This window comes from Streptomyces lateritius, assembly GCF_014649715.1.
Classification (GTDB): domain Bacteria; phylum Actinomycetota; class Actinomycetes; order Streptomycetales; family Streptomycetaceae; genus Streptomyces; species Streptomyces lateritius.
The window spans coordinates 309,143-335,203 of sequence record NZ_BMTO01000001.1; the positions used below are offsets into that span (position 1 = coordinate 309,143).

The window sequence follows — 26,061 nt, forward strand, 5'->3', positions numbered from 1 at the left end:
GCGATTGACGATGGGGTGACGGATCGTGGAGCAGCCCGCGCACGGTGGCGAGCCGGCCGGCGCGGCAGGTGACGCTGCCGAGGCGCTCGACCGCCCGCTGCCAGAAGGTGTACGGCGGCGGGTCGTCGCGCTGGTCTCGGACGCCTTCGGCGGGCTCACCGTTGCCGAGCTTCCGGCACCCCTGCGTCAGTACGCCCGTTTCACCGCGAGCCGGCGGGCCAAGTTCGCGGGCAACGCCATGGCCGCGGCCCTGGAGAACGAACCGCTGTTCCGGCAGCGGATCGGCGAGCGGTTCAAGGAGGCCCAGCCGGAGCTGGCCGGGGCCGTCGAGTCCGGCGCCCCGCCCGCCGCCGCCGACCCCGTCGACGTCGCCGCGGCCGCCTACGTCCTGCGTCCCGCCGGCTGGGTCAAGCTCGTCGCCGCCGCGGGCGAGGAGGCCCTGCGGGCGGACGCCGAGCGGGCCGACGAGGCCGGCCGGCGCGAGCTGGAGCGGCTGCGCGAGGAGGTCGCCACCGCCAAGGAGCGCGCCCGCGCGGAGACCGAGCAGCTGCGCACTGATCTGGAAGCGGCCCGCAAGGATGCGGAATCGCTTCATCGCAAGCTGCGCAGCGCCCTGAGCGACGTGAAGCGCGGCGAGGCGGCCCTGCGTCGCGCCCAGGCGGAGATCGACACCGTCAGGGCGGAGAGCGCCGCCCAGGTCTCGGCCGCCGAGAGCGAGAGCCGGCGGCTCAAGGCCCGGCTCGGGGAGGTCGAGTCCGCCCTGGAGGCCAGCCGCCGGGCCGCCCGTGAGGGACGCTCGGTGGAGGACATGCGGCTGCGACTGCTCCTGGACACCGTCCTCGACGCCGCCCAGGGGCTCCGGCGCGAGCTCGCCCTGCCGCCGGCCTCCGTCCATCCCGCCGACACCGTCGACGCGGTGGAGCCCGGCCGGATGTCGCCGAAGGACATCGCCGCCCGCGCGTTGTCCGAGACCGACCCCGCCCTGCTCGACCAACTCCTCGCGCTGCCGCAGGCCCATCTGGTCGTGGACGGCTACAACGTCACCAAGACCGGCTATCCGACCATGCCGCTGGAGAAGCAGCGGCTGCGGCTGCTCGGTGGCCTCTCCACGCTCGCGGCCCGCTCGGGCGCCGAGGTCACCTGTGTCTTCGACGGGGCGGAGCTGGCGGCCCCGGTGCTGCTGGCGCCGCCGCGCGGGGTGCGGGTGCTGTTCTCCAAGCCGGGCGTGACCGCGGACGAGCTGATCAGACAGCTGGTACGCGCGGAGCCTCCGGGCCGCCCGGTCGTGGTCGTCTCCACCGACCGCGAAGTCGCCGACGGGGTGGCCAAGGCCGGTGCGCGGCCGGTCGCGTCCGCTTTGCTGCTGAAGCGGCTTTCGCGCGCATCGTGACGCCTGTCAACTACCGGGGTTAATGCCCGAATTCTGGAGGGCGCACGGTCAAGTGCCCATCACTGCCTGTGCGGTGTCTGTAAATAATGTGTCGCGTGAGCGAGATTTTGCCCGTGAGGATTTGAACTGATCACAAGATGGTCACTAGGGTCAGGCCTCGAACCTCCGCGCGGTTGATCATCCATCGGGGATGACAGTGGAGGAACCGCCTGCCGCAGCCTGGTTGGGCGGCTCGAGGAAGAAGGAGCTCGCCTTCGTGGCGTCCCACCGTCGTCCCAAGCAGCCGAGCCGCACCCGCGTGACCGTGCTCACCGCGACCGCCGCAGCCGCCGTCGCGCTCTCCGCCCAGACCGGAGCCCAGGCGGCCCCGAAGCCGAAGATCGACGACGTGAAGTCGAAGGTCGACAAGCTGCACCACGAGGCCGAGGAGGCCACGGAGCAGTACAACCTGGCCGAGGAGCGGCGCGGCAAGCTGCAGAAGGAGATCGGCGCCCTTCAGGACAAGGTCGCCCGCGGTCAGCAGGAGCTCAACACCCTGCGGGACAACATCGGTTCGGTCGCCAGCGCGCAGTACCGCTCCGGTGGCATCGATCCGGCGATCCAGCTCTTCCTCTCCTCCGACCCGGACACCTACCTCAACAAGGCGTCCGCGATCGACCAGCTCGGCGCCAAGCAGGCCGACGTGCTCCAGTCGATCCAGTCGAAGCAGCGCACCCTCTCCCAGCAGCGTGCCGAGGCGACGGCGAAGCTCGCCGACCTCGAGGACGTCCGCAAGACCCTCGGCGAGAAGAAGAAGAAGTTCCAGGGCAAGCTCGCCGAGGCGCAGAAGCTGCTCAACACCCTGACCGCCGCCGAGCGCGCCAAGATGCAGCAGGAAGAGGCGCAGCGGGCCAGCCGGGCCGCGGGCGACCGCCTCGACCTCGGCAACGAGGTTCCGGCCTCGCAGCGCGGCGCGGCCGCGCTCAGCGCCGCCGCCACCCAGATCGGCAAGCCGTACGTCTCCGGCGCCGAGGGCCCCAACTCGTACGACTGCTCCGGTCTGACGCAGTGGGCCTACCGCCAGGCGGGCGTCGGCATCTCGCGCACCACCTACACCCAGCAGAACGACGGCGTGAAGATCGGCCGCAGCCAGCTCAAGCCGGGCGACCTGGTCTTCTTCAACGGCCTGTCGCACGTGGGCCTGTACGCGGGCAACGGCACCATCCTGCACGCCCCCAAGCCGGGCGCCTCGGTCCGCTACGAGTCGATGAGCTACATGGGCACCTTCCAGTTCGGTGTCCGCATCTGACGCCTTCGGTGCCTCCCGCGACCTGACGCCCGATCGGGTGGTTCGTCGCCTCCTCCGCTGACGTGACGCCCCGCCGGTGACCTGTGGTCTCCGGCGGGGCGTCACTTTGTGTGCCCGGCGTCTTCGTTGGACGGCGGGTGATCACCGGCTACTGTCTGCCGCTGTCCGCCGAGCCAGTCCGCGGAGCGTCGAACAGAGCTGAACGGAGCGCGATACGTGGCGTCCCACCGTCGACCCGCGAGGGTCACCGTCCTGACCGCCGCCGCGGCCACCGCGGCCACGGCCTTCGGTGCCGTCCCCGCGAGCGCCGACCCGGGCGGCACGCCCGAGGCCACCCGGGCCACGGTCGACCGGCTCTTCGAGGAGGCCGAACGGGCCACCGAGGGCTACAACAAGGCCGACGAGAAGGCGGACACCCTGCGCGTGTCGGTCTCCCAGGCGCGGGACAGGCTGGCGCACGCCCAGGAACGCGTCAACCGCATGCGGGGCGCGCTCGGTTCGGTGGCCGGGGCCCAGTACCGCTCCGGTGGCATCGATCCCGCCCTCGCCCTGCTGCTCTCCTCCGACCCCGACTCCTACCTCGAACGCGCCTCGGTCCTCGACCGGGTCGCCACCCGGCAGGGCGTGGAGCTGAACCGACTCCGGCAGGAGCGGCGGCGGTTGACCCAGGAGCGGACCGAGGCCGCCGGACTCCTCGCCGAACTGGAGCGCAGCCGCGCCCAGGTCGCCCGGCACAAGCGCACCGTCGAGCGGAAGCTCGCCGAGGCGCGGCGGCTGCTGCAGTCCCTGACCGCAGAGGAGCGGGCGGGCTTCGACCGGGACGCCCGGGCCTCCCGCGCGGGCCGTGACGAGGACCTGCCGCCGCTCGGGGACCTCGGCCCGGCCTCCTCACGGGCGGCCGCCGCGGTGATCGCCGCCCGCAGCGCCATCGGCAAGCCCTACGTGTGGGGCGCGACGGGCCCTTCCGGCTTCGACTGCTCGGGCCTGATGGTCTGGTCGTACCGGCAGGCCGGGATCAGCCTGCCGCGTACCTCCTCGGCGCAGCGGTACGCGGGGCGCCGGGTGCCGCTCTCGCAGGCGCAGCCCGGCGACCTGGTGACCTACCGAGGCGACGCCAGCCATGTGGGGATCTACGCGGGGAACGGGCAGGTGATCCACGCCCCGTATCCCGGGGCACGAGTGCGCTACGACCCGGTCGGGATGATGTCCCACGTGACGGTGACACGGGTCTGACCGTACGACCGCCCCGGCCGGCCCCGTACGATCGGGAGCGTGGCAGGTCAGGGGCGGGAAACGGTGCGACGGGCGGCGGTCCGTCCGCTGGTCGGCCTGCTCGCCGGTCTGCTCGCCGGAGTGTCGGTCCTCGCCGGCTGCGCGTCCCCCGAGCCCCCCGATCCGGCTCCCCGGCAGATCCAGACGCTGCTCGACCGGCACGCGCGGGCCGTCCTCGCCCGTGACGAGGCGGCGTACGCGGTGGACCTGGACCCCGCCCTCGCTCCCGCCGCGCTGCGGGAGTTCGAGCACCTGGCCGAGGTGCCGCTCGGCGCGTGGGGCTACCGGCTCAAGGACGTCGACCGGTCCGGCGAGGGCCGGGCGACGGCCCGCGCCGAGCTGAGCTACGAGATCCGCGGCTACGACTCCGGCCCCGTCACGACGGAACGCGTCCTGGACCTGACCGAGCGGGACGGCCGGTGGTACGTGACCGCCGACAGACCCGCCAGTGGCGCCGCCCAGCAGCTGTGGCAGCAGGGGGACGTCGAGGCGGAGCGGGGCCAGCGCAGTCTCGTGCTCGGCGTCGGGCAGTCTCCCGAGCGCCTGCGGGAGATCGCGGCGGCGGCCGACCGGGCGGTGCCCGTCGTCTCGGCCGCCTGGCCGGAGAAGTGGGCGGGCCGGGTGGTCGTCCTCGTACCGGCCTCGCTGGACGCGATGGGCGGACTGCTCGGGGCGCCCGCGCCCTCCTACCGGGGCATCGCCGCCGTCACGACCGGCGAGGTGAGCGGCGGGCCGGACGCGCCGGCGGACCGCGTGATCGTCAACCCCGAGGCGTACGGGGCGCTCGGTGCCTTCGGCCGGCAGATGGTCCTCACCCATGAGACGACCCATGTGGCCACCCGTGCCCACACTTCCCCGGCCACCCCGGTCTGGCTCTCCGAGGGCCTCGCCGACTGGGTCGCCTACCGGGGCAGTGGCCGCACGGCCGCCCAGGCCGCCCCGGAACTCCGTCGCGCGGTGCGCGCGGGCGATCTCCCGGCCGGGCTTCCCGACGACGGCACCTTCGCCTTCGGCGGTGACGCGGACGCCCTGGCGCAGGCGTACGAGGGCGGCTGGCTGGCCTGCGAGCTGATCGCCGAGCACTGGGGCGAGGCGAAGCTGATCGCCTTCTACCGGGCTGTGGGCGCCCACCCGGGCCGCGCGGGCTCGGTGGAGAAGGCCCTCCACGAGGTCCTCGGTACGACCCCGGCGGACTTCACCAGGCGGTGGCGCGCCTACCTGAGCGAGCGACTGGGCTGAACTCGCCGGGGGCGTCGGCGCCGGGGCGGTGCGACCGTCACGCGGGGTCCTCTGACGAGCCGCCCTCCAGCTCGCGCAGGGCCTCCGTCAGCCACTGCTTCTCCGCCGTGCCGGTCGCTCGGGCGATGCGGAGCATGCCACGGCGGAAGAGGTCCGGCTCCTCCTCCGCGCGGACCGGGGCGCCGTTCTCGTAGAAGAAGCTGGCCGGTGTGTTCAGGAAGGTCTGCCGACGGCGCAGGACCGCCGCCTGTTCCGCGCGGTCCGGGAGGAGCCGGAGGAAGGCGAGCAGGGTGAAGAAGCGCTGGCCGTCGGTGATCTCCACGTCCTTGGGTTCGCGGAGGCGGGCCAGCAGCGCCGCGCGGCCTTCGGCGGTGAGGGAGAGCGTCCGCCGCGGGGCCGCGCTCGTCCCCGGTTCGGTTCGGCGTTCCAGCAGGCCCGCCTTCACCATGCGGGTGATCGCCGGGTAGAGCGCCCCGTCGCTGACCGGGCGGACATGTCCGCTCAGCCCCTGGATGCGGTCCTTCAACTCGTAACCGTGCAGCGGCCTCTCGTACAGGAAGCCGAGGATCGTCAGCTCCAGCATCCGGTCCCCTCTCTCTCACTTGTCCCGGACCCGTCCGTCATGCTACCTCTTTTCGAGGTGCCTCTAATCGAGGTATCTCGCTTCGAGGGGGCTTGCGGCATGACACATCGACGACCACTCATCCGGCTCGCGTACCCGGTCTACTGCGAACTGCTCGCCTCGGTCGCCGCCGGCATCATCACCATGGTCTGGGTCGCCCCTCTCGGCGGGGACGCGGTCGCGGCCGTCGCCGTCGCCACCAACGTCGAGAACCTGCTCCTCGGCGTCGTCCTCATGGCCGCCTCCGGCACCACCGTCCTCGTCGCCCGCGCCCGCGGCGCCGACGACCCCGGCGCCGTACAGGCCGCCGTACGCGGCGGCCGGGCGCTCTGCGCCCTGCTCGTCCCGCCCGTGGCCCTCGGCGGCTTCTGCTGCGGGAACCGCTCGCCCGGCTCGTGCTCGGCGCCGCGGACACCCCCGCCGTCGCCCTCGCCACCGCCTACTTCGCGATCTCGCTCCCCGGGACAGCCGTCTTCTTCGCCACCACGGTCGTCGACGGCGTCCTCAAGGGCGCGGGCGACACCCGAACCCCCATGCGCCTCGCCTTCCTCGCCAACGGCCTCATCCTGGTACTCGACCCGCTGCTCATCCACGCGTACGGAGTGCGGGGCGCCGCCCTCGCCACGGTCGTCGGCCGCACCGTCGCCCTCGCCGCCGGACTCCTCGCCCTGCGCCGCAACCCGCTCCTGCGGGCCGCGCGGCCCGCCGGGCCCGCCGGGCCTTCCGAAGGAACGCTCACCGCCCTGCGCCGCACCGCCACCACCGGACTGCCCATGTCCGTCGACTTCGTCGTGCGGATGGCCGGGGCTCTCGCCCTCGTCGCTGTCGTGGCCCGGCTCGGCGTGACCCAGGTCGCGGCCTACGGCATCGCGACCAAGGCCATGTACGTCGCGACCATGGCCTTCTACGCCGTGCGCCAGGCCGCCGCCATCCACACCGCCCACCTGCTCGGCGCGGGCCGCGACGAGCGGCGGCCCGTCGCCCGCCAGGCGCTGCTCCTCGGGATCACCCTCGGCACCGCCGCCGCCGGCCTGCTGCTGCTCACCGCGGACCTCGTCATGCGCGGCTTCGGGGCGGCCCCGGACGTGGCGGCCGCCGGAGCCCTCCAACTTCGCTGCCTCGGGCCCTACCTGGTGCTGATGGCCGGATTCATCGCCCTCGCCGGCGTCTTCGAGGGCAGCGGAGACAGCCCCCGGCTCGCCAGGATCACCGTCGTCGGCGTCCTGGCCCAACTCCCGCTCGCCCACGCCTTCTCCGGCCTCGGGCTGCCCGGGATCTGTCTGGCCATGGGCCTCGCCATGGCGGGGCAGTGCGCGGCCCTCGGCCTGCTGCACCGCCGTACGCCGGGCTCTCAGGCGACCGGCAGGCTCCTCGCCCGCTCCGGCTGAACCGGCACCACCGGTGCGGCGGCGGCCAGGCGCGGCTCGGTCACCGTCTGGCGCCACAGGATCCGGCAGGCGGAGAGCGAGGCGGCCACGAGCAGACCGTTCCTGACGAACAGCAGTGCCATGCCCAGCGGATCGCTCTCCGTCACGTGCGAGAACCACACCGGGAACTCGAACTGCGTCACCGCTGTCGCCCACACCACCAGGTGCGCCGGCCGGCGCATCCGGCCCGCCCGATAGGCGAGACAGACCGCGGCCAGGCCGACCAGCCAGATCATGTACTGAGGGCTGATCACCCGGCTCGTGGTGGTGAACAGCAGCACCGCCACGAAGGCCGCGTCCGCGGGCGTCGTGGTCGAGAAGGCACGGGCCCGGATCCGCCACACCAGCAGCCAGCCGAAGGCGGCCACGGTCAGGGCCATCGCCGCGGTGGAGACGGTGGAGACGTACGGGCCGAGGAACTCGATCGAGCCGTAGTTCATCCGCGCCTCGCCCTCCCAGCCGAAGTGCCGGGCCACGTGGAAGACCAGCGCGCCCAGCGACTCGACCTCCGTGCCCCGGTCGCGCTGGAAGCCGAGGAAGGCCAGCGCCCCCGGCGCCGCGATCGTGCACAGCAGGAGCAGCCCGGCGGACGCGCTGGCCGCCGCCGACCATGAGCGGAAGGTGGCGCGCCCGCGCGGGGTGCCCACGAGCAGCAGCACCGGCCACACCTTCAGCATCGCGCCGAACCCGGCCAGGGCCCCGAGCACCCGCGGCCGGCTCAGCCCGGCCAGCAGGGCGGCCACGGCGACCGCCGTGACCATGAGGTCGTAGCGGGCGTACGCGGTCGGACCGAGCAGCGGCACGCCCGCGATCCAGATCCAGGCACCGCGCGAGGAACGGCCCGGGCGCTTCCCGGCGTACCGCAGCAGCCCGAAGACGAGCGCGTCGCAGAGGAAGGAGAGGACGAAGAAGGCGGCGGAGTAGCCGAGGAACGGCAGCAGGGCCGGGGCGAGGATCGCCAGGGCGGCGAGCGGCGGGTACTGCCAGGTCACGTCGTCCATGGGGTACGTGCCGGTCTTCAGGACCTCGTACCAGCCCTGGTAGATCTGCTCGATGTCACTGGTGACGTCGGGCCCCGGGACCGTGACGATCTTGAAGACGCACAGCAGGAGCACGATCCGGGTGAGACCCCAGAGAAGGAGGGGATTTCGTCTCGCGCGCTCGGCAGCCGTACCCAGTACGCCCGTCATTCCTACCTCGTCCATCTCTGTCGGTCCGTCGGTCCGTCGGCCGCGGAGGGTGGTGTTGCCGGGCGGGGGGTGCGGTCACGTAGATTCGGCGACGATGCACAAGACCCTGATCGTAACCAACGACTTCCCGCCACGTCCCGGTGGAATCCAGGCGTTCCTGCACAACATGGCGCTGCGCCTGGATCCCGAGCGGGTCGTGGTCTACGCCTCCACGTGGAAGCGCGGCCGGGAGGGTATCGAGGCGACTGCCGCGTTCGACGCCGAACAGCCTTTCACGGTCGTGCGGGACCGCACCACCATGTTGCTGCCAACTCCTCGGGTCACCGCGCGGGCGGTCGGGCTGCTGCGGGAACACGGCTGCGAGTCGGTCTGGTTCGGGGCGGCCGCCCCGCTGGGCCTGATGGCGCCCGCCCTGCGCGGGGCCGGGGCGCGCCGCCTGGTGGCGACCACGCACGGGCACGAGGCGGGGTGGGCGCAACTGCCCGGCTCCCGACAGCTGTTGCGGCGGATCGGCGAAGGCACGGACACCCTCACGTACCTGGGCGAGTACACGCGCTCGCGGATCGCGGCGGCGCTCACGCCGGCCGCGGCCGGGCGCATGGAGCAGCTTCCGCCGGGCGTCGACGAGAAGACCTTCCACCCGGGCTCCGGCGGCGAGGCGGTACGGGAACGGCTCGGGCTCACCGACCGGCCGGTGGTGGTGTGCGTCTCGCGGCTCGTCCCCCGCAAGGGCCAGGACACGCTGATCCGGGCGATGCCGGCGATCCTGCGGCGGGTGCCGGACGCGGTGCTCCTGATCGTCGGTGGCGGCCCCTACGAGAAGGACCTGCGGCTCCTCGCGGCGACGACGGGAGTGGCCGAATCTGTACGGTTCACCGGCGCGGTGCCGTGGGCGGAGCTGCCGGCCCACTACGGCGCCGGCGACGTCTTCGCCATGCCCTGCCGCACCCGCCGCGGCGGCCTCGACGTCGAGGGCCTCGGCATCGTCTACCTGGAGGCCTCGGCCACCGGCCTCCCGGTCGTCGCCGGCGACTCGGGCGGCGCCCCGGACGCGGTCCTGGACGGCGAGACGGGCTGGGTCGTCCGCGGCGAAGTCCCCGAGGATTCGGCGGACCGGATCACCACCCTGCTCCTCGACCCGGCCCTCCGGCGCCGCATGGGCGACCGGGGCCGCGCCTGGGTCGAGGAGCGCTGGCGCTGGGACCTCCTCGCGGAGCGCCTGAAGGCCCTGCTGTAGGGCAGTGCCCCCGCCGCCGGGGGCCCACACGGCCCCGCGGCGCGAGGACGGGACGGACTTCCCGGCGGGCGGAGGGTCGGCGGACGTGCGGACAGGGCGCCGGGTCCGCGCGGGCGGGGGTGCGCGGAGGCGTGGACGGGACGGGCTGCACCGCGGGCGAGGGTCCCGCAGACGCGTGGACGGGACGGGCTGCACCGCGGGCGAAGGTGCGCGGACGTGTGGACAGGACGGGGCCACACGCCGCGGAGGTCCCGCGGACGCGAGGGCGGGGCGGGCACTGCGCGTCTCAGGGCGTCTCCGGGCGTCTCCGGGCGTCTCTCGGCGCGGGGCGCCGGGGAAGCCCGGCCTTCCCGGCGGGAGCCGCTGGGAGCCCGCGTCCCGTCCTTTCCTGGGCGCGAGCCGTCGGAGGGGAGCGTCCCCACCATGAACGCGGAGAGGCCGCAGGCGCCCGTGCGCCTGCGGCCTCACCCGCGGTCGGCCGTGGGGGCCGGGCCCCCTCGCGCTACGCGCGGTAGATCGCCTCGATCTCGTCCGCGAAGTCCTTCGCCACCACGTTGCGCTTCAGCTTCAGCGACGGCGTGATGTGGCCGGCCTCCTCCGTGAACTGGGAGTTCAGGATCCGGAACTTCCGTACCGACTCCGCCTTCGACACCGCCGCGTTGCCGTCGTCCACCGCCCGCTGGACCTCCGCGAGCAGCTCCGCGTCATCCCGCAGCGACGCCGCCGTCGAGCCCGCCGGCTTGCCGTGCTCGGAGGCCCAGCGGCCCAGGAACTCCTCGTCCAGGGTGACCAGCGCGCCGACGAACGGCCGGCCGTCGCCCACCACCATGCACTCCGCGACCAGCGCGTGCGCCCGGATCCGGTCCTCGATGACCGCCGGGGCGACGTTCTTGCCGCCGGCCGTCACCAGGATCTCCTTCTTCCGGCCGGTGATCGCGAGGTAGCCGTCCTCGTCCAGCGTGCCGATGTCACCGGTGTGGAACCAGCCGTCGGCCAGCGCCTCCGCCGAAGCGGCCTCGTTCTTCCAGTAGCCGGTGAAGATGTGCTCGCCGTGCAGCAGCACCTCGCCGTCGTCGGCGATCCGCACCACCGAGCCCGGCAGCGGCTGCCCGACCGTGCCGATCTTCTGCCGGTCCCACGGGTTGAACGCCGTCGCGGCGCAGGACTCCGTCAGGCCGTAGCCCTCCAGGACGGTGAAGCCGATGCCGCGGAAGAAGTGGCCCAGCCGCTCGCCCAGCGGCGCACCGCCCGAGATCGCGTACTCGCCCCGCCCGCCGAGGACCGCGCGCAGCTTGGAGAAGACCAGCTTGTCGAAGACCTTGTGCTTGATCTTCAGCCCCAGGGACGGACCCTGCGGCGTGCCGATCGCCCGGCTGTACGCGATCGCCGTGTGCGCCGCCTTGTCGAAGATCTTGCCCTTGCCGTCCGCCTGCGCCTTCGCGCGGGCCGAGTTGTAGACCTTCTCGAAGACGCGCGGCACACCGAGGATCAGCGTCGGCCGGAACGAGGCCAGCTCGTCGGTGAGGTTCTTGATGTCCGGCACGCAGCCCAGCTTGATCGGCGCCATCACGGACGCGACCTCGACCAGCCGCCCGAAGACGTGGGCCGCGGGCAGGAAGAGCAGGACCGAGCACTCGCCCGTGCGGAACAGCGGCTTGAGCCGCTCCACCACGTTGCCGCACTCCGCGAAGAACGCGCGGTGCGTCAGCACACAGCCCTTGGGCCGGCCCGTGGTGCCGGAGGTGTACACGATCGTCGCCGGGTCGTCCGCGTGCGCCGCCGACATCCGCTCGTCGAGCAGCTCGTCGGAGACGTCCGCGCCGGTGGCGGTGAGCTGGGCGACCGCATCGCCCTCGATCTGCCAGACGCCCTTCAGCTCCGGCAGGTTCTCCCGTACCGACTCCACCGACTCCTGGTGGGCCGCGGACTCGACGAGGACGAGCGAGGCGCCCGAGTCCCCGAGGATCCACTGGATCTGCTCCGGCGAGCTGGTCTCGTACACCGGTACGGTGACCGCGCCCGCGCTCCAGATCGCGAAGTCGAGGAGCACCCACTCGTAACGGGTCCGGGACAGCAGCGCCACCCGGTCACCCGGTTCCACACCGGCGGCGATCAGCCCCTTCGCGACCCCGCGGACCTCGGCGAGGAACTGCCGGGCGGTGACGTCCGTCCAGACGCCGGCCACCTTGCGCCCCATCACGGCGACATCTGGGTGCTGAGACGCGTTGCGGCGGATGAGATCCGTCAGATTGCCGTCCGTGGGGACCTCGTACAGGGCCGGAAGGCTGAACTCGCGCAAGACTGCTGCTCCTCATCGGGCGCCGGCGCCACGGCTCTGTGTGATGCACCGGTGCGGTCCAAGATCGGGCAGGTGCTCAGTGGGGGTGAGCACGACTGGACTGCCCGGACGTTACCCACCAGTACTCGGTTCCCGATAGGGGGTCCTGGCCAGATGTTCTGTGCGTCACACGTGCGTGGCGGTGCTTCGCGCACAGTAGTCCACAGCTTCGCGGACCCGGAAGTAACCGCAGGTCCGACGCCCTAGGCTGAGCCGTATGAGGATCAACGTGGTCAGCGACGTGCACGGCAACACCGCCGCTCTCGCCAAGGCGGGGCAAGGTGCGGACGCCCTCATCTGCCTCGGCGACCTGGTGCTCTTCCTGGACTACGCCGACCACAGCCGCGGCATCTTCCCCGACCTCTTCGGGGTCGAGAACGCCGACCTGATCGTGGAACTGCGCACCGCGCGCCGCTTCGACGACGCCCGCGAGCTGGGCCGACGGCTCTGGTCCGAGCTGGAGGTCGACCGGGACACGGCCATCGAGTCCGCCGTGCGACGCCAGTACGCCGAGCTCTTCGCGGCCTTCCCGACGCCCACCTTCGCCACCTACGGGAACGTCGACATCCCCGCTCTCTGGCCGGAGTACGCGGGCCCGGGGACCACCGTCCTCGACGGCGAGCGGATCGAGATCGGGGGCCGCGTCTTCGGCTTCGTGGGCGGCGGCCTGCGCACGCCCATGCGCACGCCTTACGAGATCTCCGACGAGGAGTACGCGGCGAAGGTCGAGGCCCTCGGCGAGGTCGACGTCCTGTGCAGCCACATCCCGCCGGACGTGCCGGACCTGACCTACGACACGGTGGCGCGGCGCTTCGAACGCGGCAGCCGGGCCCTGCTCGACGCGATCCGGCGCACCCGCCCCCGGTACGCCCTCTTCGGCCACGTCCACCAGCCCCTGGCACGGCGGATGCGCATCGGAGCGACGGAGTGCGTGAACGTGGGGCACTTCGCGGCGACGGGCCGGCCCTGGTCGCTGGAGTGGTGAGGGGTGCGGGGCGGCCTCCGGGGGCGCGATAGCCTTCGGTCGGCACGGTTCGTGCCCTTCGACTTCCGCCGGACCGCACAGTGGAGGAACCACAGCGATGGCCGAACACACCAGCTCGAGCATCACCATCGAGGCGGCACCGGCCGACGTCATGGCTGTGATCGCCGACTTCGCCCGCTACCCCGAGTGGACCGGCGAGGTGAAGGAGGCCGAGGTCCTGGAGAAGGACGCGGCCGGCCGCGCGGAGAAGGTGCGGCTGCTGCTCGATGCGGGCGCCATCAAGGACGACCACACCCTCGCGTACACCTGGACCGGTGACGACGAGGTCAGCTGGACCCTCGTGAAGTCCCAGATGCTGCGTGCCCTGGACGGCTCGTACCGCCTGAGCCCGGCCGCCGGCGGTGCCCGCACCGAGGTGACGTACCAGCTGACCGTCGACGTCAAGATCCCCATGCTGGGCATGATCAAGCGCAAGGCGGAAAAGGTCATCATCGACCGCGCCCTGGCAGGCCTGAAGAAGCGCGTCGAGTCCGGCGCGTAAGGCGCTCGCCCACCGCACTCCCGTTGTGGGCAGTCGTCCCGCAGGGCGACGGGGGTCCCCCGGACGGAGTCCGGGGGAGGGTGGGCACAGGGACGGCGCCCTTGCCGGGCTCGGCTCCCGGTCCGTACGGGCACCACGGGTGCGGCGCGGACGTGCGTGAGCGGGCGGTAGCGTCACCACCATGCGGATCATCCTTGTCACCGGTCCCGGCGGCGCCGGACGCACCACCGTCGCCTCGGCCACCGCGCTCGCCGAGGCGCGGGCCGGGCGCCGGGTCCTGCTGGTCTCGGCGGAGGCCGACCCCCTCCTGAGCGAGGGCCTCCGGATCCTCCGCCCCGACCCCGGCGCCGATTTCCGGCGCGAGTTCCTCGCCCTCCAGGCGCGCTCCGCCACCGCCCTCGACCTCCTCGGCGCCACCCCGCTCGAGGACGCCGAGCTCACCGAACTCCCCGGCAGCGGGCAGTTCGCCCTCCTCCGCGCGGTGCGCGACGCCGCCGGCGGCGACCGCGACCTCGTCGTCGTCGACATGCCGCCGCTCCACGAGGCCCTCGCCGTCCTCGCGCTTCCCGCCCAGCTCCGCCGCTACCTGCGCCGCCTCCTGCCCCCCGAGCGGCAGGCCGCCCGCGCCCTGCGCCCGATGCTCGCCCAGCTGGCCGGGGTCCCCATGCCCGCGCAGTGGCTGTACGAGACCACCGCCCGCTGGGAGGCCGAGCTGGCCGCCGTCCAGGCCGTGATCGACGCCCCGGCCACCAGCGTCCGCCTCGTCGTCGAACCGGGCCGGACGGCCGTCGACACCCTGCGCACCGTCCGGCTCGGCCTCGCGCTCCAAGGCCTCGCCCTCGACCTGGTCGTCGCCAACCGGGTGCTCCCCGCCGGCTCCCCGGACCCCTGGTTCGCCGCGCTGACCGCCGAGCAGCACACGTACCTGGAGCAGCTCCGCACCGAGCACGCCGGCACCGTCCACGCGCTGCCGCACCTCGGTCGCGCCCCCCGTGGCGTGGACGACCTCGACCTGCTCGCCGTCGAGGTGGGCCCGCCGGCCGCCGCGCCCGACCGGACCGTCGAGGACCGCCGCGCCGAGGACGGCATCCTCGTCTGGCACCTGCCCCTGCCCGGCGCGGTCAAGGAGGAACTCTCCCTCGTACGGCGGGGGGAAGAACTCCTCCTCGAGGTCGGCCCGTTCCGCCGCGCCGTCGCGCTGCCGCCCGCCCTGCGCCGCTGCACCGTCTCCGGCGCCGGTCTCGTCGACGGCGACCTACGGGTCCGCTTCACCCCGGATCCCGGACTCTGGCCGAAGACGACGCAACGGACTCCCTGACGGCGTGTACCGTCGACGGTATAAGCCCGTAAGGAGTACGCCATGAGCGATTCGGATGCCTGGGCCAAGGCGTGCGCCGAGGACCTGGAAGCGGAGAGGGCCCGTCACCGCGCCCGCGCCGGGGCGGAGCCCGGGTCGGCCGCCGAGGAGTTCCGCAAGCTCTTCGACGCCGTCGCCGACAAGGTCTCCTCGCTGCGGAGCCCGCTGACGGGCCTGGCCGCCCAGGGCGCCGTGCAGCAGACCGTCCAGCAGCTCGTCAGCCAGGCGAAGGCCGCCGTCGAGCCGGTCGTCGAGCGCAACCCGCAGGTCTTCGACCACCTGGCGGCGGCGGGCAACGAGCTGCTCGCCGCGTACCGCTCGGCGGTCGAGGCCCACGAGACGCGCTGGACCCGCGAGGACGACCGCCAGAAGGAGCACCTCCGCAAGGAAGACCTCCGCAAGGGCGACCTCGGCGAGGAGGACCTCGGCAGGGAAGACCCGCGTGAGGACGGTCCGCGCGGGGGCGACGAAGGCACCGGAACCGGGCAGCACATCGACCTGGACTGACCGGGCGGGTCGTCCCCCTCGGGTACGGTGGGCCGTAGCGGGGCTCGACCGAAAACTGAGGGACACATGGGACTCACCATCGGCGTCGACATCGGCGGCACGAAGATCGCGGCCGGCGTGGTCGACGAGGAGGGCAACATCCTCGACACGCACAAGGTGCCCACCCCGCCGACGCCCGAAGGCATCGTCGACGCGATCTGCGCCGCGGTCTCGGAGGCCGGCAAGGGTCATCAGATCGAGGCTGTCGGCATCGGTGCCGCGGGCTATGTCGACGACAAGCGCGCCACCGTCCTCTTCGCGCCGAACATCGACTGGCGGCACGAGCCGCTGAAGGACAAGGTCGAGCAGCGGGTCGGCCTGCCCGTCGTCGTCGAGAACGACGCGAACGCGGCGGCCTGGGGCGAGTACCGGTTCGGCGCGGGGCAGGGACACGAGGACGTCATCTGCATCACGCTCGGCACCGGGCTCGGCGGCGGCATCATCATCGGCAACAAGCTCCGTCGCGGACGCTTCGGCGTGGCGGCGGAGTTCGGCCACATCCGGGTCGTCCCGGACGGCCTGCTCTGCGGCTGCGGCAGCCAGGGCTGCTGGGAGCAATACGCCTCCGGGCGCGCGCTCGTCCGGTACGCGAAGCAGCGCGCCAACGCGACCCCGGAGAACGCCAAGATCCTCCTCGGCCTCGGCGACGGCACGCCGGACGGCATCGAGGGCAAGCACGTCAGTGCCGCGGCCCGCCAGGGCGACCCGGTGGCCGTGGACTCCTTCCGGGAGCTGGCCCGCTGGGCGGGCGCCGGTCTCGCCGACCTGGCGTCGCTCTTCGACCCCTCCGCCTTCATCGTCGGCGGCGGCGTCTCCGACGAGGGCGAGCTGGTGCTCGACCCGATTCGGAAGTCCTTCCGCCGCTGGCTGATCGGCGGCACGTACCGGCCGCACGCCCAGGTGCTCGCGGCCCAGCTCGGCGGAAAGGCCGGACTGGTGGGCGCGGCGGACCTGGCCCGCCAGGGCTGAGACCGCGCCAGGACCGAGTCACCGTAAGACCTCACCGCCCGCCGCGCCCCTCGGGGAGCGGCGGGCGGTTGTCGTATGTTGCTTGCCATGGCGATCACTGACCTGCCCAACTCCCGCACCGAGGAGGACGGTTCGGCCGTCGTCCGGGTGCTCAGCTACAACGTCCGCTCCCTGCGGGACGACGAGGACGCCCTCGCCCGGGTCATCCGGGCCTGCGCGCCCGACCTCGTGTTCGTCCAGGAGGCGCCACGCTTCTTCCGCTGGCGCAAGCACGCCGCCCGGCTGGCCGCCAAGAGCGAACTCCTCGTCCTGAGCGGCGGGGCCACGGCCGCCGGGCCCCTGCTGATGTGCTCGCTGCGGGCCACCGTCGAGCGAGCCGAGGACGTCCTGCTGCCGCTCACCCCGGGACTGCACCGCCGCGGCTTCGCGACCGCCGTCGTACGGTTCGCCGGCGCCCGGGTCGGGCTGATCAGCTGTCATCTCAGCCTGCGGGCGGACGAGCGGTACGCCCAGGCCGGGATGCTCCTCGACCGGGTCGCCGCGATGGACGCCCCGCACACGATCGTGGCCGGCGATCTCAACGAGCGCCCGGACGGCCGGAGCTTCAGCCGGCTGACGAAGGAGCTCCAGGACGGCTGGGCGGTCAGCCCGTGGGGCGGTGAGTACACCTCGACCCCCACGGACCCGCACCAGCGCATCGACGCGATCCTGGCCACGCCGGGCGTGGAGTTCCTCGGCTGCGGCGTCCCGACGGACCTCCCCGAGGCGGACCTCAAGGCGGCGACGGACCACCTGCCGGTCCTCGCGGCGGTCAGGATCCCCGCGGCCGGGACCTCCGCGAGCTGAAGGACAGCTCCCTACACCACCGCGCCGCGTCCCGGGTCGTCGTAGCCGTCATCGTCGTCGTCGTGCTTCATCCGGGCCACCAGCGTCGCGAAGCCGCCCAGGAAGCCGCCCACGCACAGCGTCGTCAGCCACCAGGTCATGTCCCACCGGAGCAGCACCGCGAGCAGCATCAGCACCGGGCCGCCCACGACGCCCAGCCACGCGAACTTCGTCGTCGCGTCCGCCTCCGGCAACGGGGGCGGCTCCGGCGGCACGAAGTGGCCCTCGTCGCCGTCGTCCTTGTCGCTCCTGGCGCCCTTGCGGTCCTCCGCCGGCTCCTCGTCGGGATCGGCCAGCTGGTAGTCGCGCGGGCCGCCGCCGCCCACGCCCACCCCGGGGGCGAAGACGACCGAGCTCCCGGGGGCCGGTCTCAGAGGGCCGCCGCCCTCGTCCTCGTCCTCGTCGCCGTCGCCGTCGCCGTCGCCGTCGCCGTCGCTGTCGCCGTCCCTGTCCCCGGCGGCGGATTTCGGCTCGCCGCCGTCATCCTCCCGGGGCTCCGGGGTCTTCGGGGTCTCCGGAAGCTCAGGGAACTCAGGAAGCGCCAGGTTCCGCACCGGACGCACCCGCTCGGCCCCCGGGGCCGGGTCCGCGGGCTCCTCGCCGTACCCGGCCACGATCGCCGCCCAGGCGGCCTCCTCGTCGATGGGCTGGGGCTCCCGCTCCCCGTCCTGCTGCTCAGCCACCGCTCGTGCTCCCCTTCTCGCCGACGACGTCCGGAGCGAGCCGGCCGATGAACGCCCAGCTCTCCTCGAAGATCCGCTCCGCATCGTGGTCCAACGTCGCCACGTGGTAGCTCTGTTCCAGGAGGACCTCCTTCACGTCCGTGGAGGAGACCCGGCTCAGGATGCGGGCCGAGTCGGCCGGTGGCACCACATGGTCCTGGGGGCTGTGCAGCACCACCATCGGCTGCGTGACCTGCGGCAGCTCGGCGTCCACGATCCGGAAGAACTGCCGCAGCGAGTACGCCGCGTGCAGCGGCACCTTGTCGTACGCGATCTCCTTCACGCCCTCCTTGGCGATGTCGCTGGCGATGCCGTTCGTCGAGGGGACGAAGTGGCGGACCACCGGCAGCGCGTGCGCCGCGACGCCGTGCACCTTGTTGCCCGGGTTCACCAGGACGATGCCCCGCACGGCGTCCCCGTGCTTGGCCGCCAGGCGCAGCGTCAGCGCCCCGCCCATCGACAGGCCGAAGACGAAGACCTGCTCGCAGCGCGCCAGCAGCTCCTCGAGCGCCCGGTCCACCTCCGCGTACCAGTCCTGCCAGGTGGTGAGCTGCATGTCCTCCCAGCGGGTGCCGTGCCCGGGCAGCAGCGGCAGGGACACCGTCACTCCCCGCGCGGCCAGATACTCGGCCCAGGGCCGCAGCGACTGCGGGGAACCGGTGAATCCGTGACAGAGAAGGACGCCGACCTCTCCGCCTTCGTGGCGGTACGGCTCGGCTCCAGGAAGGACCGGCACCGGGGTCTCCTGTTCGGGGTTCGGCTTCGGGGATTCGGCTTCGGGGATCCGACGAAGCGACGGGACAAGGGGAAGGACCTTCACCGTACGCGACCGGACCGACACCGACCAGGGCCGTTCGCACGAAGGTGCCCGGCCGTCGGCCGCTCCCGCGGGGGGATGGGGGACAAGGCGGGATAAGGTCTGTTCGACGGCACACGGAAGGTACTCGAGTGATCTACGGCGCAATGAAGTTCTCCATCGGAGGGTCACTGAAGCTCGCCTTCAGGCCCTGGGTGGAGGGCCTCGAGAACATTCCCGCCGAGGGGCCGGCGATCCTCGCGAGCAACCACCTGTCCTTCTCGGACTCCTTCTTCCTGCCCGCCGTGCTCGACCGCAAGGTCACCTTCATCGCCAAGGCCGAGTACTTCACCTCGCCCGGCGTCAAGGGCAAGCTCACCGCCGCCTTCTTCAAGGGCGTCGGCCAGCTCCCGGTGGACCGCTCCGGCGCGCGCGGCGCCGGCGAGGCGGCCATCAAGGCCGGTATCGACGTCATCGAGAAGGGCGGGCTCTTCGGCATCTACCCCGAGGGCACCCGCTCGCCGGACGGCCGCCTCTACCGCGGCAAGCCCGGCGGCCTGGCGCGCGTGGCCCTGGCCACCGGCGCGCCGGTCATCCCGGTCGCCATGATCGACACGGAGAAGATCCAGCCACCCGGCAAGGTCGTCCCCAAGCTGATGCGTCCGGGAATCCGGATCGGCAAGCCGCTGGACTTCAGCCGCTACCACGGCATGGAAGGGGACCGCTTCATCCTCCGCTCGGTGACCGACGAGGTCATGTACGAGATCATGAAGCTGTCCGGCCAGGAGTACGTGGACATCTACGCGACCGCCGCCAAGCGGCAGCTCGCGGAGGCCGAGAAGGCCGCCAAGGAGGCCGTGAGAGAAGAGATCGCGGCGCGGGAAGAGTCCGGCGCCTGATCCTTGCGGGGGAGCGTCGGGCGGGGGGTGGGGGAGATGGCCAAGCGCGAGCGTGTCGTGCGGATGTCGGTCGAGCAGCCGCTGTGGCGAGCGCTCACCGCGTACCGCGTTCTGACGATGATCTACGCGGTCCTGATCTTCGTCTTCGGCCGTGAACGGTACGAGCGGCCGTGGGTGGCCGTCGCCTTCCTCGCGGTCATGTGCGTCTGGACGCTGGCCACGCTGCCGAAGGTGGCGAACGCGGCCAGCTGCACCAGGCGCTTCCTCGTCGCCGACCTGACGGTCGCCCTGACCGGCATTCTGCTCACCCCGCTCGCCGACGAGCAGGCGCGGAGCGTCGACGGCCCGACGCTGCCGTCGATATGGACGGCCGGTGCCGTCCTCGCGTACGCGATCAAGGGCGGCTGGCGCTGGGCCGGATTCGCCTCCTCGCTCGTCGCCGTCGCCAACCTCGTCGAGCGCGGCAGCCCCAGCCGGGACACCCTCCACAACGTGCTGCTGGTGTGGGTGGCATCCATCGCCATCGGGTACGTCGTCGAGGTCGCCCGCGCCTCCGAGCGGACGCTCGCCCGGGCGCTGGAGATCGAGGCGGCGACCCGGGAGCGCGAGCGTCTGGCCCGGGACATCCACGACAGCGTGCTCCAGGTCCTCGCGATGGTGCAGCGGCGCGGCACGGCCCTGGGCGGCGAGGCCGCCGAACTGGGCCGGATGGCCGGCGAGCAGGAGGTCGCCCTCCGTACGCTCGTCGCCGGCGGCCTCACCCGCCCGTCGCTGGTCTCCGAGGACGAGTCCGAGGGAGCGGTGGTGCGGTACGTCGACGACCCCGACGACGAGGTGGACGCGGACTGCCCGGTCGATCTGCGGACCCTGCTCGCCCCGCGCGCCGGGGCCAAGGTCACGCTCGCGGACCCGGGCGCCCCGGTCCTGCTCCCGCAGCCCGCCGCCCGTGAACTGGCCGCCGCCGTCGGCGCCGCCCTGGACAATGTCCGGGTGCACGCGGGCGACGGCGCCCGGGCGTGGATCCTGGTCGAGGACTGGCCGGACGAGGTGATCGTCACGGTCCGGGACGACGGGCCGGGCATCCCGGAAGGGCGGCTCGCGCAGGCGGAGGGCGAGGGCCGGATGGGCGTCGCCCTGTCCATCCGGGGGAGACTGCGGGATCTGGGCGGTACGGCCGAGCTGATCTCGGTCCCCGGTCAGGGCACGGAAGTCGAGTTGAAGGTGCCGCGGGAGCGCGGGACCCACGGGGGAAGGTGAACGGACACATGAGCGAGCAGCAGGTGGATCAGCAGGTGGATGAGCAGGTGGAACAGCGGCAGGCGGCCGGACCGATCAGGGTGATGGTCGTCGACGACCACCCGATGTGGCGGGACGCGGTCGCCCGCGACCTCGCCGAGGCGGGCTTCGACGTGGTCGCCACGGCCGGTGACGGCGAGCAGGCCGTGCGCCGGGCCGGGGCCGTCGGCCCGGACGTCCTGGTCCTGGACCTCAACCTGCCCGCCAAGCCGGGCGTCCAGGTGTGCAAGGAGCTGGTCGCCGCCGACCCCAGGCTGCGGGTCCTGGTGCTCTCCGCGAGCGGTGAGCACGCCGACGTCCTGGAGGCGGTCAAGTCCGGGGCCACCGGTTATCTCCTCAAGTCCGCCAGCACGGCCGAGCTGATCGACGCCGTGCGCCGCACCGCCGTCGGCGACCCGGTCTTCACGCCGGGCCTCGCGGGGCTCGTCCTCGGTGAGTACCGCCGTCTCGCCTCCGAGCCCGCCCCGGCGGCCGGCGCCGACGAGCCGAAGGCCCCGCAGCTCACCGAGCGCGAGACCGAGGTCCTCCGGCTCGTCGCCAAGGGCCTGAGCTACAAGCAGATCGCCGAACGCCTGGTCATCTCCCACCGGACCGTGCAGAACCACGTCCAGAACACGCTCGGCAAGCTCCAGCTGCACAATCGCGTCGAGCTGGTCCGGTACGCCATCGAGCGCGGCCTCGACGACGCCTGAGCCGCCGGGCGTTCCACCCGACGGCCGGCTCCAGGCGCCCGGCTCCCGGCGCTCCGACTGTTCACCCTCCATGCCGTGTCGGAGTGACCCACGTCACTACTAGCGTGGGCCGTACACACCGTCCGCCACGGCGAAGGAGACCTCCATGCACGTCGGCGTACTGACCGGGGGAGGCGACTGCCCCGGTCTCAACGCGGTCATCCGCGGCATCGTCCGCAAGGGCGTCCAGGAGTACGGCTACGAGTTCACCGGGTTCCGCGACGGCTGGCGCGGTCCCCTGGAAGGCCGCACGGTACGGCTCGACATCCCCGCCGTCCGCGGCATCCTGCCGCGCGGCGGAACCATCCTCGGCTCCTCCCGCACCAACCCGCTGGCCGAGGACAACGGTATCCGCCGGATCAAGGAGAACCTCGCCAAGAGCGAGATCGACGCCCTGATCGCGATCGGCGGCGAGGACACCCTCGGGGTCGCCGCCCGGCTCGTCGACGAGTACGGAGTCCCCTGTGTCGGGGTCCCCAAGACGATCGACAACGACCTCTCCGGCACCGACTACACCTTCGGCTTCGACACCGCCGTCGGCATCGCCACCGAGGCCATCGACCGCCTCCACACCACCGCCGAGTCCCATATGCGCGTTCTGGTGGTCGAGGTGATGGGGCGTCATGCCGGCTGGATCGCCCTCCACTCCGGGCTCGCCGGCGGCGCGAACGTCATCCTCATCCCCGAGCAGCGCTTCGACCTCGACCAGGTCTGCGCCTGGGTCACCTCGCGCTTCAAGGCCACGTACGCCCCGATAGTGGTCGTCGCCGAGGGCGCGATGCCCCGGGACGGGGGGATGGTGCTCAAGGACGGCACCCTCGACTCGTACGGGCACGTCCGGCTTTCGGGCGTGGGGGAGTGGCTCGCCAAGGAGATCGAGCGGCGGACCGGCAAGGAGGCCCGCACCACTGTCCTCGGTCATGTGCAGCGCGGCGGAACACCCAGTGCGTTCGACCGCTGGCTCGCCACCCGCTTCGGTCTGCACGCCGTCGAAGCCGTCCGTGACGGCGACTTCGGGAAGATGGTCGCCCTGCGGGGCACGGACATCGTCCGCGTGCCGATCTCCGAGGCGACCGCCCGCCTCAAGACGGTCGATCCGGCGCTCTACGCGGAGATCGGCGTCTTCTTCGGCTGAGGCCGGGTCGGGCCGGGTCACCGACCGGATCCGGCCGCCGGCCGGGCCGTGGCCGGCATGCCACGCGCACCCCCTCCGGGGGCCGTATATTCGCCGGGTACCAGACAAATCCGGCAACCTCCGGAGGGGCCCCGTGGACATCCTGGCGTTCGGTGTGCAGGCGGACGAGAAGCCGCTGATCGAGAAGGGTTTCCACGGCCACCACGACGTCCGCTGCCTGGACGTCTTCCTCACCGAGGACACGGCCCCCATCGCCATCGGCTACGAGGCCGTGTCCACCAGCGTCAACGCCGACCTCGGCGCCCGCGTCCTGCAGACCCTCGCCGCGGGCGGCACGAAGCTGATCGCCCAGCGCTCCACGGGCTTCAACAACATCGACCTCGACGTCGCCGCACGGCTGGGCCTCACCGTCGCCCGGGTCTCGTACTACTCCCCGTACTCCGTCGCCGAGTTCGCCTGGACCCTGGCGACGGCCGTGAACCGGCGGATCGTCCGCGCCTCCAACCGGACGCGCGACTTCGACTTCCGGCTCGACGGACTGATGGGCCGCGACCTGCACGGCCGCACCGTCGGCGTCCTCGGCACCGGGAAGATCGGCGAGGCGTTCACCCGGATCGCCCACGGCTTCGGCATGCACCTCCTCGGCTGGGACGTCGCCGAGAACCCGGCTTGCGCCGGACTCGGCATGGAGTACGTCGACAAGGAGCGGCTCTTCGCCGAGTCCGACCTGATCAGCCTGCACGTACCACTGCTCCCGGCCACCCGCCGGCTCATCGACGCCGCCGCCCTCAAGGCGATGAAGGACGACGCCATCCTGGTGAACACCAGCCGCGGGGGCCTCGTCGACACCGAGGCGCTGGTCCGCGAACTGCGCGCCGGCCGGTTCGCCGGGGTGGGACTCGACGTGTACGAGGCGGAGGCCGGGCTCTTCTTCCTCGACAAGTCCCTGGAGGTCGTCGAGGACGACACCCTCGCCCGCCTGGTGACCTTCCCGAACGTCGTGGTCACCTCGCACCAGGCGTACTACACCGTCGACGCGGTCGGCCAGATCGTCGCGACCACCGTCCAGAACGTCCTCGACTACGTCGCCGGGCGGCGCAGCGAGAACGTCCTCGTCCCGATGGCACCCACCTCCTGGGTCGTGTCCGGAAAGTAGCGCCGTCTGCCCGCGGGCCGGGCGGGACTTCACGGACACGGCCTAGACCAGCACCCCCGCGAGCAGGGACGCCGTCAGCGCCGCCCCGTCCATCGTCAGCACCGACTCGGGGTGGAACTGGACGCCTGCGAAGCCCGGCCCGCGCAGCGCGTGGACCTCGCCCGTCTCCGCGTCCCGGCTCACCTCGATCCGGTGGAGCGCCAGCTCGGTGGCCGCCCGGTCGTCACAGCGGGCCGTGAAGCTGTTGTAGAAACCGACGGTCTGCGGCTGCCCGAAGAGATCGATCCGCACTTGCGCCCCCTGGAACGGAGTCCGCTTGCGGACGATCTCCAGGCCGAGTTCGGCCGCGATCAGCTCGTGGCCCAGACAGACGCCCAGAAGGCGGGGGCGGCCCATGGGACCTCGATGAGGGGCGGTGGTCGGGCGACGGGTGGGGCCGTGCCGGTGGCCGCGCACCAGGTCGGCGGTGAGCCCGCGCAGGAAACGCATCTTCGGGTCGGCCGCGTCCCCCGGATCGCCCGGTCCCGGACCGAGCACCACCGGGCCGTCGTGGCCGAGCGCGAACTCCCGCAAGCCCGGCTCGTCGTAACGGACGACCGACACCTCCAGACCCGAGGAGCGCAGCAGGTGCGCGAGCATCGCCGTGAAAGTGTCCTCCGCGTCGATCACCAGGGCGTGTCCGGTCAGCTCCGCCGACCGGACCTGCATCTTCAGCCAGAACGGCGCCAGGCCGGCCCGCCGGGCGTCCAGCGCCGCCCGCACCCGCGGGTCGTCGGCCAGGCGTGGCGCGCGGGGCGACTCGTCGCGCGGCCGCCCGGGGCGTACGCCGAGCGCCGCGAGGATCCCCGCCGCCTTGGCGTGGGTCTCGGCGACCTCGCCGGCCGGATCGGAACGGCGGACGAGGGTCGCGCCGACCGGCACCCGCAGGTGTCCCTCCGCCGAGATGTCGGCGGTCCGGATCAGGATGGGGGAATCCAGCGTCTGGGCGCCGTTCTCGTCCCGGCCGATCAGCGCCAGCGCCCCCGCGTAGTACCCCCGGCCGCCGGTCTCGTGGCGCTCGATGACCCGGCACGCGTTCTGCACGGGTGAGCCGGTGACCGTCGCCGCGAACATCGTCTCCCGCAGCACCTCCCGCACGTCCAGGGACGAACGGCCGCGCAGCTCGTACTCGGTGTGCGCGAGGTGCGCCATCTCCTTGAGCCGCGGCCCGATCACCACGCCGCCCATGTCGCCGACCGTGCACATCATCTTGAGCTCCTCGTCGACCACCATGGAGAGCTCCTCCGTCTCCTTGCGGTCGGCGAGGAAGGCCAGCAGGTCCTCGGGGGTCGGCGCGGCGCCGGCCGGGTAGCGGTACGTCCCGCTGATCGGGTTCATCACGACCGTCCCCCCGGACATCCGGACGTGCACCTCGGGGCTCGCCCCCACGAGCGTGCGGTCCCCGGTGTGGACGACGAAGGTCCAGTACGCCCCCCGCTCGCCGGCGAGCAGCCGCCGGAACAGCGCCAGCGCGTCGGCGCGCCCGAAACCCGGGATCTCGCCCCTGTAGGTGCGGCGGATGACGAAGTTGGCGCCCTCGCCCGAGCCGATCTCCTCGTCGACGACGCGCCGCACGGTCTCGGCGTACGCCTCGTCGGACACGTCGAACCCGCGCCCCTCCACCCGTACGTCATGGGTGGGCAGCTGCTCCATCGCGGAGGCGAGCGGCAGCTCGTACGTCTCCTCGGCGACCAGGACGGAGAGCGGGGTGCCGTCGTCGCGGACGTCGAAGCCGCGCTCGCGGATCTGCCGGAAGGGCACGAGGGCGAGGGTCGGCAGCGCGCCGACGGGCAGACCGGCGAGCCGCTCGGCCTCGTGGACCGAGCCGATCAGCACCTCGACGGTGTCGTGGTCCCGGCCCGGAGTGCGTCTGCGGAGCAGGGCGAAAGGCGGGCAGGAGTCGTCCAGGAGACGGGAGAGGTCCATGTGGTTGCGTCGTTCCTTCCGGGAGGGAGAGGAACGGCCCCGGGTACGAGAAAGGCCGCCCCTCGGGCGGCCTTC

Annotated in this window: 22 protein-coding genes and 1 pseudogene; 17 read left to right on the plus strand and 6 right to left on the minus strand. The window is 72.8% G+C overall.

What is annotated here, in order from left to right; translation table 11 throughout:
• Positions 1–25: 25 nt before the first annotated feature.
• The 4 genes from IE136_RS01485 (at position 26) to IE136_RS01500 (ending at position 5,189) form a co-directional block, all read left to right on the plus strand.
• Entirely contained in the window at positions 26–1,390 is a 1,365-nt protein-coding gene (locus tag IE136_RS01485) for an NYN domain-containing protein (RefSeq protein ID WP_158986591.1), read from the plus strand.
• Positions 1,391–1,646: 256 nt separating this feature from the next.
• Entirely contained in the window at positions 1,647–2,678 is a 1,032-nt protein-coding gene (locus IE136_RS01490) for a C40 family peptidase (RefSeq protein ID WP_189599197.1), read from the plus strand.
• Between the two features lie 216 nt (positions 2,679–2,894).
• Positions 2,895–3,911: a C40 family peptidase gene (locus IE136_RS01495; protein WP_189599198.1), complete on the plus strand. Its 1,017-nt coding sequence runs from the start codon at positions 2,895–2,897 to the stop codon at positions 3,909–3,911.
• Positions 3,912–3,950: 39 nt separating this feature from the next.
• Positions 3,951–5,189 (plus strand): hypothetical protein, encoded by a 1,239-nt coding sequence (locus IE136_RS01500; protein ID WP_373308966.1) that lies wholly within the window; start codon positions 3,951–3,953, stop codon positions 5,187–5,189.
• 37 nt (positions 5,190–5,226) lie between these two features.
• On the opposite strand, the gene IE136_RS01505 is transcribed toward IE136_RS01500, so the two are convergent.
• Positions 5,227–5,772 (minus strand): PadR family transcriptional regulator, encoded by a 546-nt coding sequence (locus tag IE136_RS01505; protein ID WP_158986585.1) that lies wholly within the window; start codon positions 5,770–5,772, stop codon positions 5,227–5,229.
• A gap of 99 nt (positions 5,773–5,871) precedes the next feature.
• Here IE136_RS01505 and IE136_RS01510 point away from each other — a divergent pair.
• Positions 5,872–7,199 (plus strand): annotated as a pseudogene (locus IE136_RS01510) (MATE family efflux transporter).
• Here the strand turns inward: IE136_RS01510 and IE136_RS01515 are convergent.
• Positions 7,163–8,428, minus strand: coding sequence for a glycosyltransferase 87 family protein (locus IE136_RS01515; protein WP_189599338.1), 1,266 nt, complete (start codon positions 8,426–8,428; stop codon positions 7,163–7,165). The pseudogene IE136_RS01510 and the gene IE136_RS01515 sit on opposite strands and share 37 nt — an antisense overlap.
• Before the next feature lie 94 nt (positions 8,429–8,522).
• Here IE136_RS01515 and IE136_RS01520 point away from each other — a divergent pair, with 94 nt between their 5' ends.
• Positions 8,523–9,665 carry a glycosyltransferase family 4 protein gene (locus tag IE136_RS01520; protein WP_189599199.1) on the plus strand — a complete coding sequence of 381 codons (1,143 nt, stop codon included), beginning with the start codon at positions 8,523–8,525 and terminating at the stop codon, positions 9,663–9,665.
• Between the two features lie 502 nt (positions 9,666–10,167).
• On the opposite strand, the gene IE136_RS01525 is transcribed toward IE136_RS01520, so the two are convergent.
• Complete coding sequence (locus IE136_RS01525; protein WP_158986579.1) at positions 10,168–11,964, minus strand: AMP-dependent synthetase/ligase; 1,797 nt, start codon at positions 11,962–11,964, stop codon at positions 10,168–10,170.
• A gap of 256 nt (positions 11,965–12,220) precedes the next feature.
• Between IE136_RS01525 and IE136_RS01530 the strand changes: the two genes are divergently transcribed.
• From IE136_RS01530 to IE136_RS01555, 6 genes are all read left to right on the plus strand, one after another.
• A complete protein-coding gene (locus IE136_RS01530; RefSeq protein WP_158986577.1) occupies positions 12,221–12,988 on the plus strand; it encodes a metallophosphoesterase family protein in 768 nt (255 codons plus the stop codon).
• Positions 12,989–13,085: 97 nt separating this feature from the next.
• Positions 13,086–13,529, plus strand: coding sequence for an SRPBCC family protein (locus IE136_RS01535; RefSeq protein ID WP_158986575.1), 444 nt, complete (start codon positions 13,086–13,088; stop codon positions 13,527–13,529).
• A gap of 181 nt (positions 13,530–13,710) precedes the next feature.
• The gene (locus tag IE136_RS01540) at positions 13,711–14,847 is read left to right on the plus strand and encodes an ArsA family ATPase (RefSeq protein ID WP_189599200.1); all 1,137 of its coding nucleotides are present in this window, start codon (positions 13,711–13,713) and stop codon (positions 14,845–14,847) included.
• A 42-nt stretch (positions 14,848–14,889) separates the two neighbouring features.
• Positions 14,890–15,393 carry a DUF5304 domain-containing protein gene (locus tag IE136_RS01545; protein ID WP_158986573.1) on the plus strand — a complete coding sequence of 168 codons (504 nt, stop codon included), beginning with the start codon at positions 14,890–14,892 and terminating at the stop codon, positions 15,391–15,393.
• 66 nt (positions 15,394–15,459) lie between these two features.
• Complete coding sequence (locus IE136_RS01550; RefSeq protein ID WP_158986571.1) at positions 15,460–16,401, plus strand: ROK family glucokinase; 942 nt, start codon at positions 15,460–15,462, stop codon at positions 16,399–16,401.
• Between the two features lie 87 nt (positions 16,402–16,488).
• On the plus strand, positions 16,489–17,247 hold the full coding sequence (locus IE136_RS01555) for an endonuclease/exonuclease/phosphatase family protein (protein WP_158986569.1): 759 nt from the start codon (positions 16,489–16,491) through the stop codon (positions 17,245–17,247).
• Positions 17,248–17,258: 11 nt separating this feature from the next.
• Here the strand turns inward: IE136_RS01555 and IE136_RS01560 are convergent, their stop codons facing one another.
• Both IE136_RS01560 and IE136_RS01565 read right to left on the minus strand, forming a co-directional pair.
• On the minus strand, positions 17,259–17,969 hold the full coding sequence (locus IE136_RS01560) for a hypothetical protein (RefSeq protein WP_189599201.1): 711 nt from the start codon (positions 17,967–17,969) through the stop codon (positions 17,259–17,261).
• A complete protein-coding gene (locus IE136_RS01565) occupies positions 17,962–18,744 on the minus strand; it encodes an alpha/beta hydrolase (RefSeq protein WP_158994183.1) in 783 nt (260 codons plus the stop codon). Before IE136_RS01565 ends, IE136_RS01560 begins: the two co-directional genes overlap by 8 nt.
• 227 nt (positions 18,745–18,971) lie before the next feature.
• Between IE136_RS01565 and IE136_RS01570 the strand changes: the two genes are divergently transcribed.
• The 5 genes from IE136_RS01570 (at position 18,972) to IE136_RS01590 (ending at position 24,021) form a co-directional block, all read left to right on the plus strand.
• The gene (locus IE136_RS01570) at positions 18,972–19,703 is read left to right on the plus strand and encodes a lysophospholipid acyltransferase family protein (RefSeq protein WP_158994181.1); all 732 of its coding nucleotides are present in this window, start codon (positions 18,972–18,974) and stop codon (positions 19,701–19,703) included.
• 36 nt (positions 19,704–19,739) lie between these two features.
• Positions 19,740–20,960: a MacS family sensor histidine kinase gene (gene macS, locus IE136_RS01575; RefSeq protein WP_158986565.1), complete on the plus strand. Its 1,221-nt coding sequence runs from the start codon at positions 19,740–19,742 to the stop codon at positions 20,958–20,960.
• An 8-nt stretch (positions 20,961–20,968) separates the two neighbouring features.
• Positions 20,969–21,691 (plus strand): response regulator, encoded by a 723-nt coding sequence (locus IE136_RS01580; RefSeq protein WP_373308967.1) that lies wholly within the window; start codon positions 20,969–20,971, stop codon positions 21,689–21,691.
• Positions 21,692–21,836: 145 nt separating this feature from the next.
• Positions 21,837–22,865: a 6-phosphofructokinase gene (locus tag IE136_RS01585; RefSeq protein WP_189599202.1), complete on the plus strand. Its 1,029-nt coding sequence runs from the start codon at positions 21,837–21,839 to the stop codon at positions 22,863–22,865.
• A 133-nt stretch (positions 22,866–22,998) separates the two neighbouring features.
• Positions 22,999–24,021 carry a 2-hydroxyacid dehydrogenase gene (locus IE136_RS01590; protein ID WP_158986559.1) on the plus strand — a complete coding sequence of 341 codons (1,023 nt, stop codon included), beginning with the start codon at positions 22,999–23,001 and terminating at the stop codon, positions 24,019–24,021.
• A 42-nt stretch (positions 24,022–24,063) separates the two neighbouring features.
• On the opposite strand, the gene IE136_RS01595 is transcribed toward IE136_RS01590, so the two are convergent.
• Complete coding sequence (locus tag IE136_RS01595) at positions 24,064–25,986, minus strand: anthranilate synthase family protein (RefSeq protein ID WP_158986557.1); 1,923 nt, start codon at positions 25,984–25,986, stop codon at positions 24,064–24,066.
• Positions 25,987–26,061: the final 75 nt, after the last annotated feature.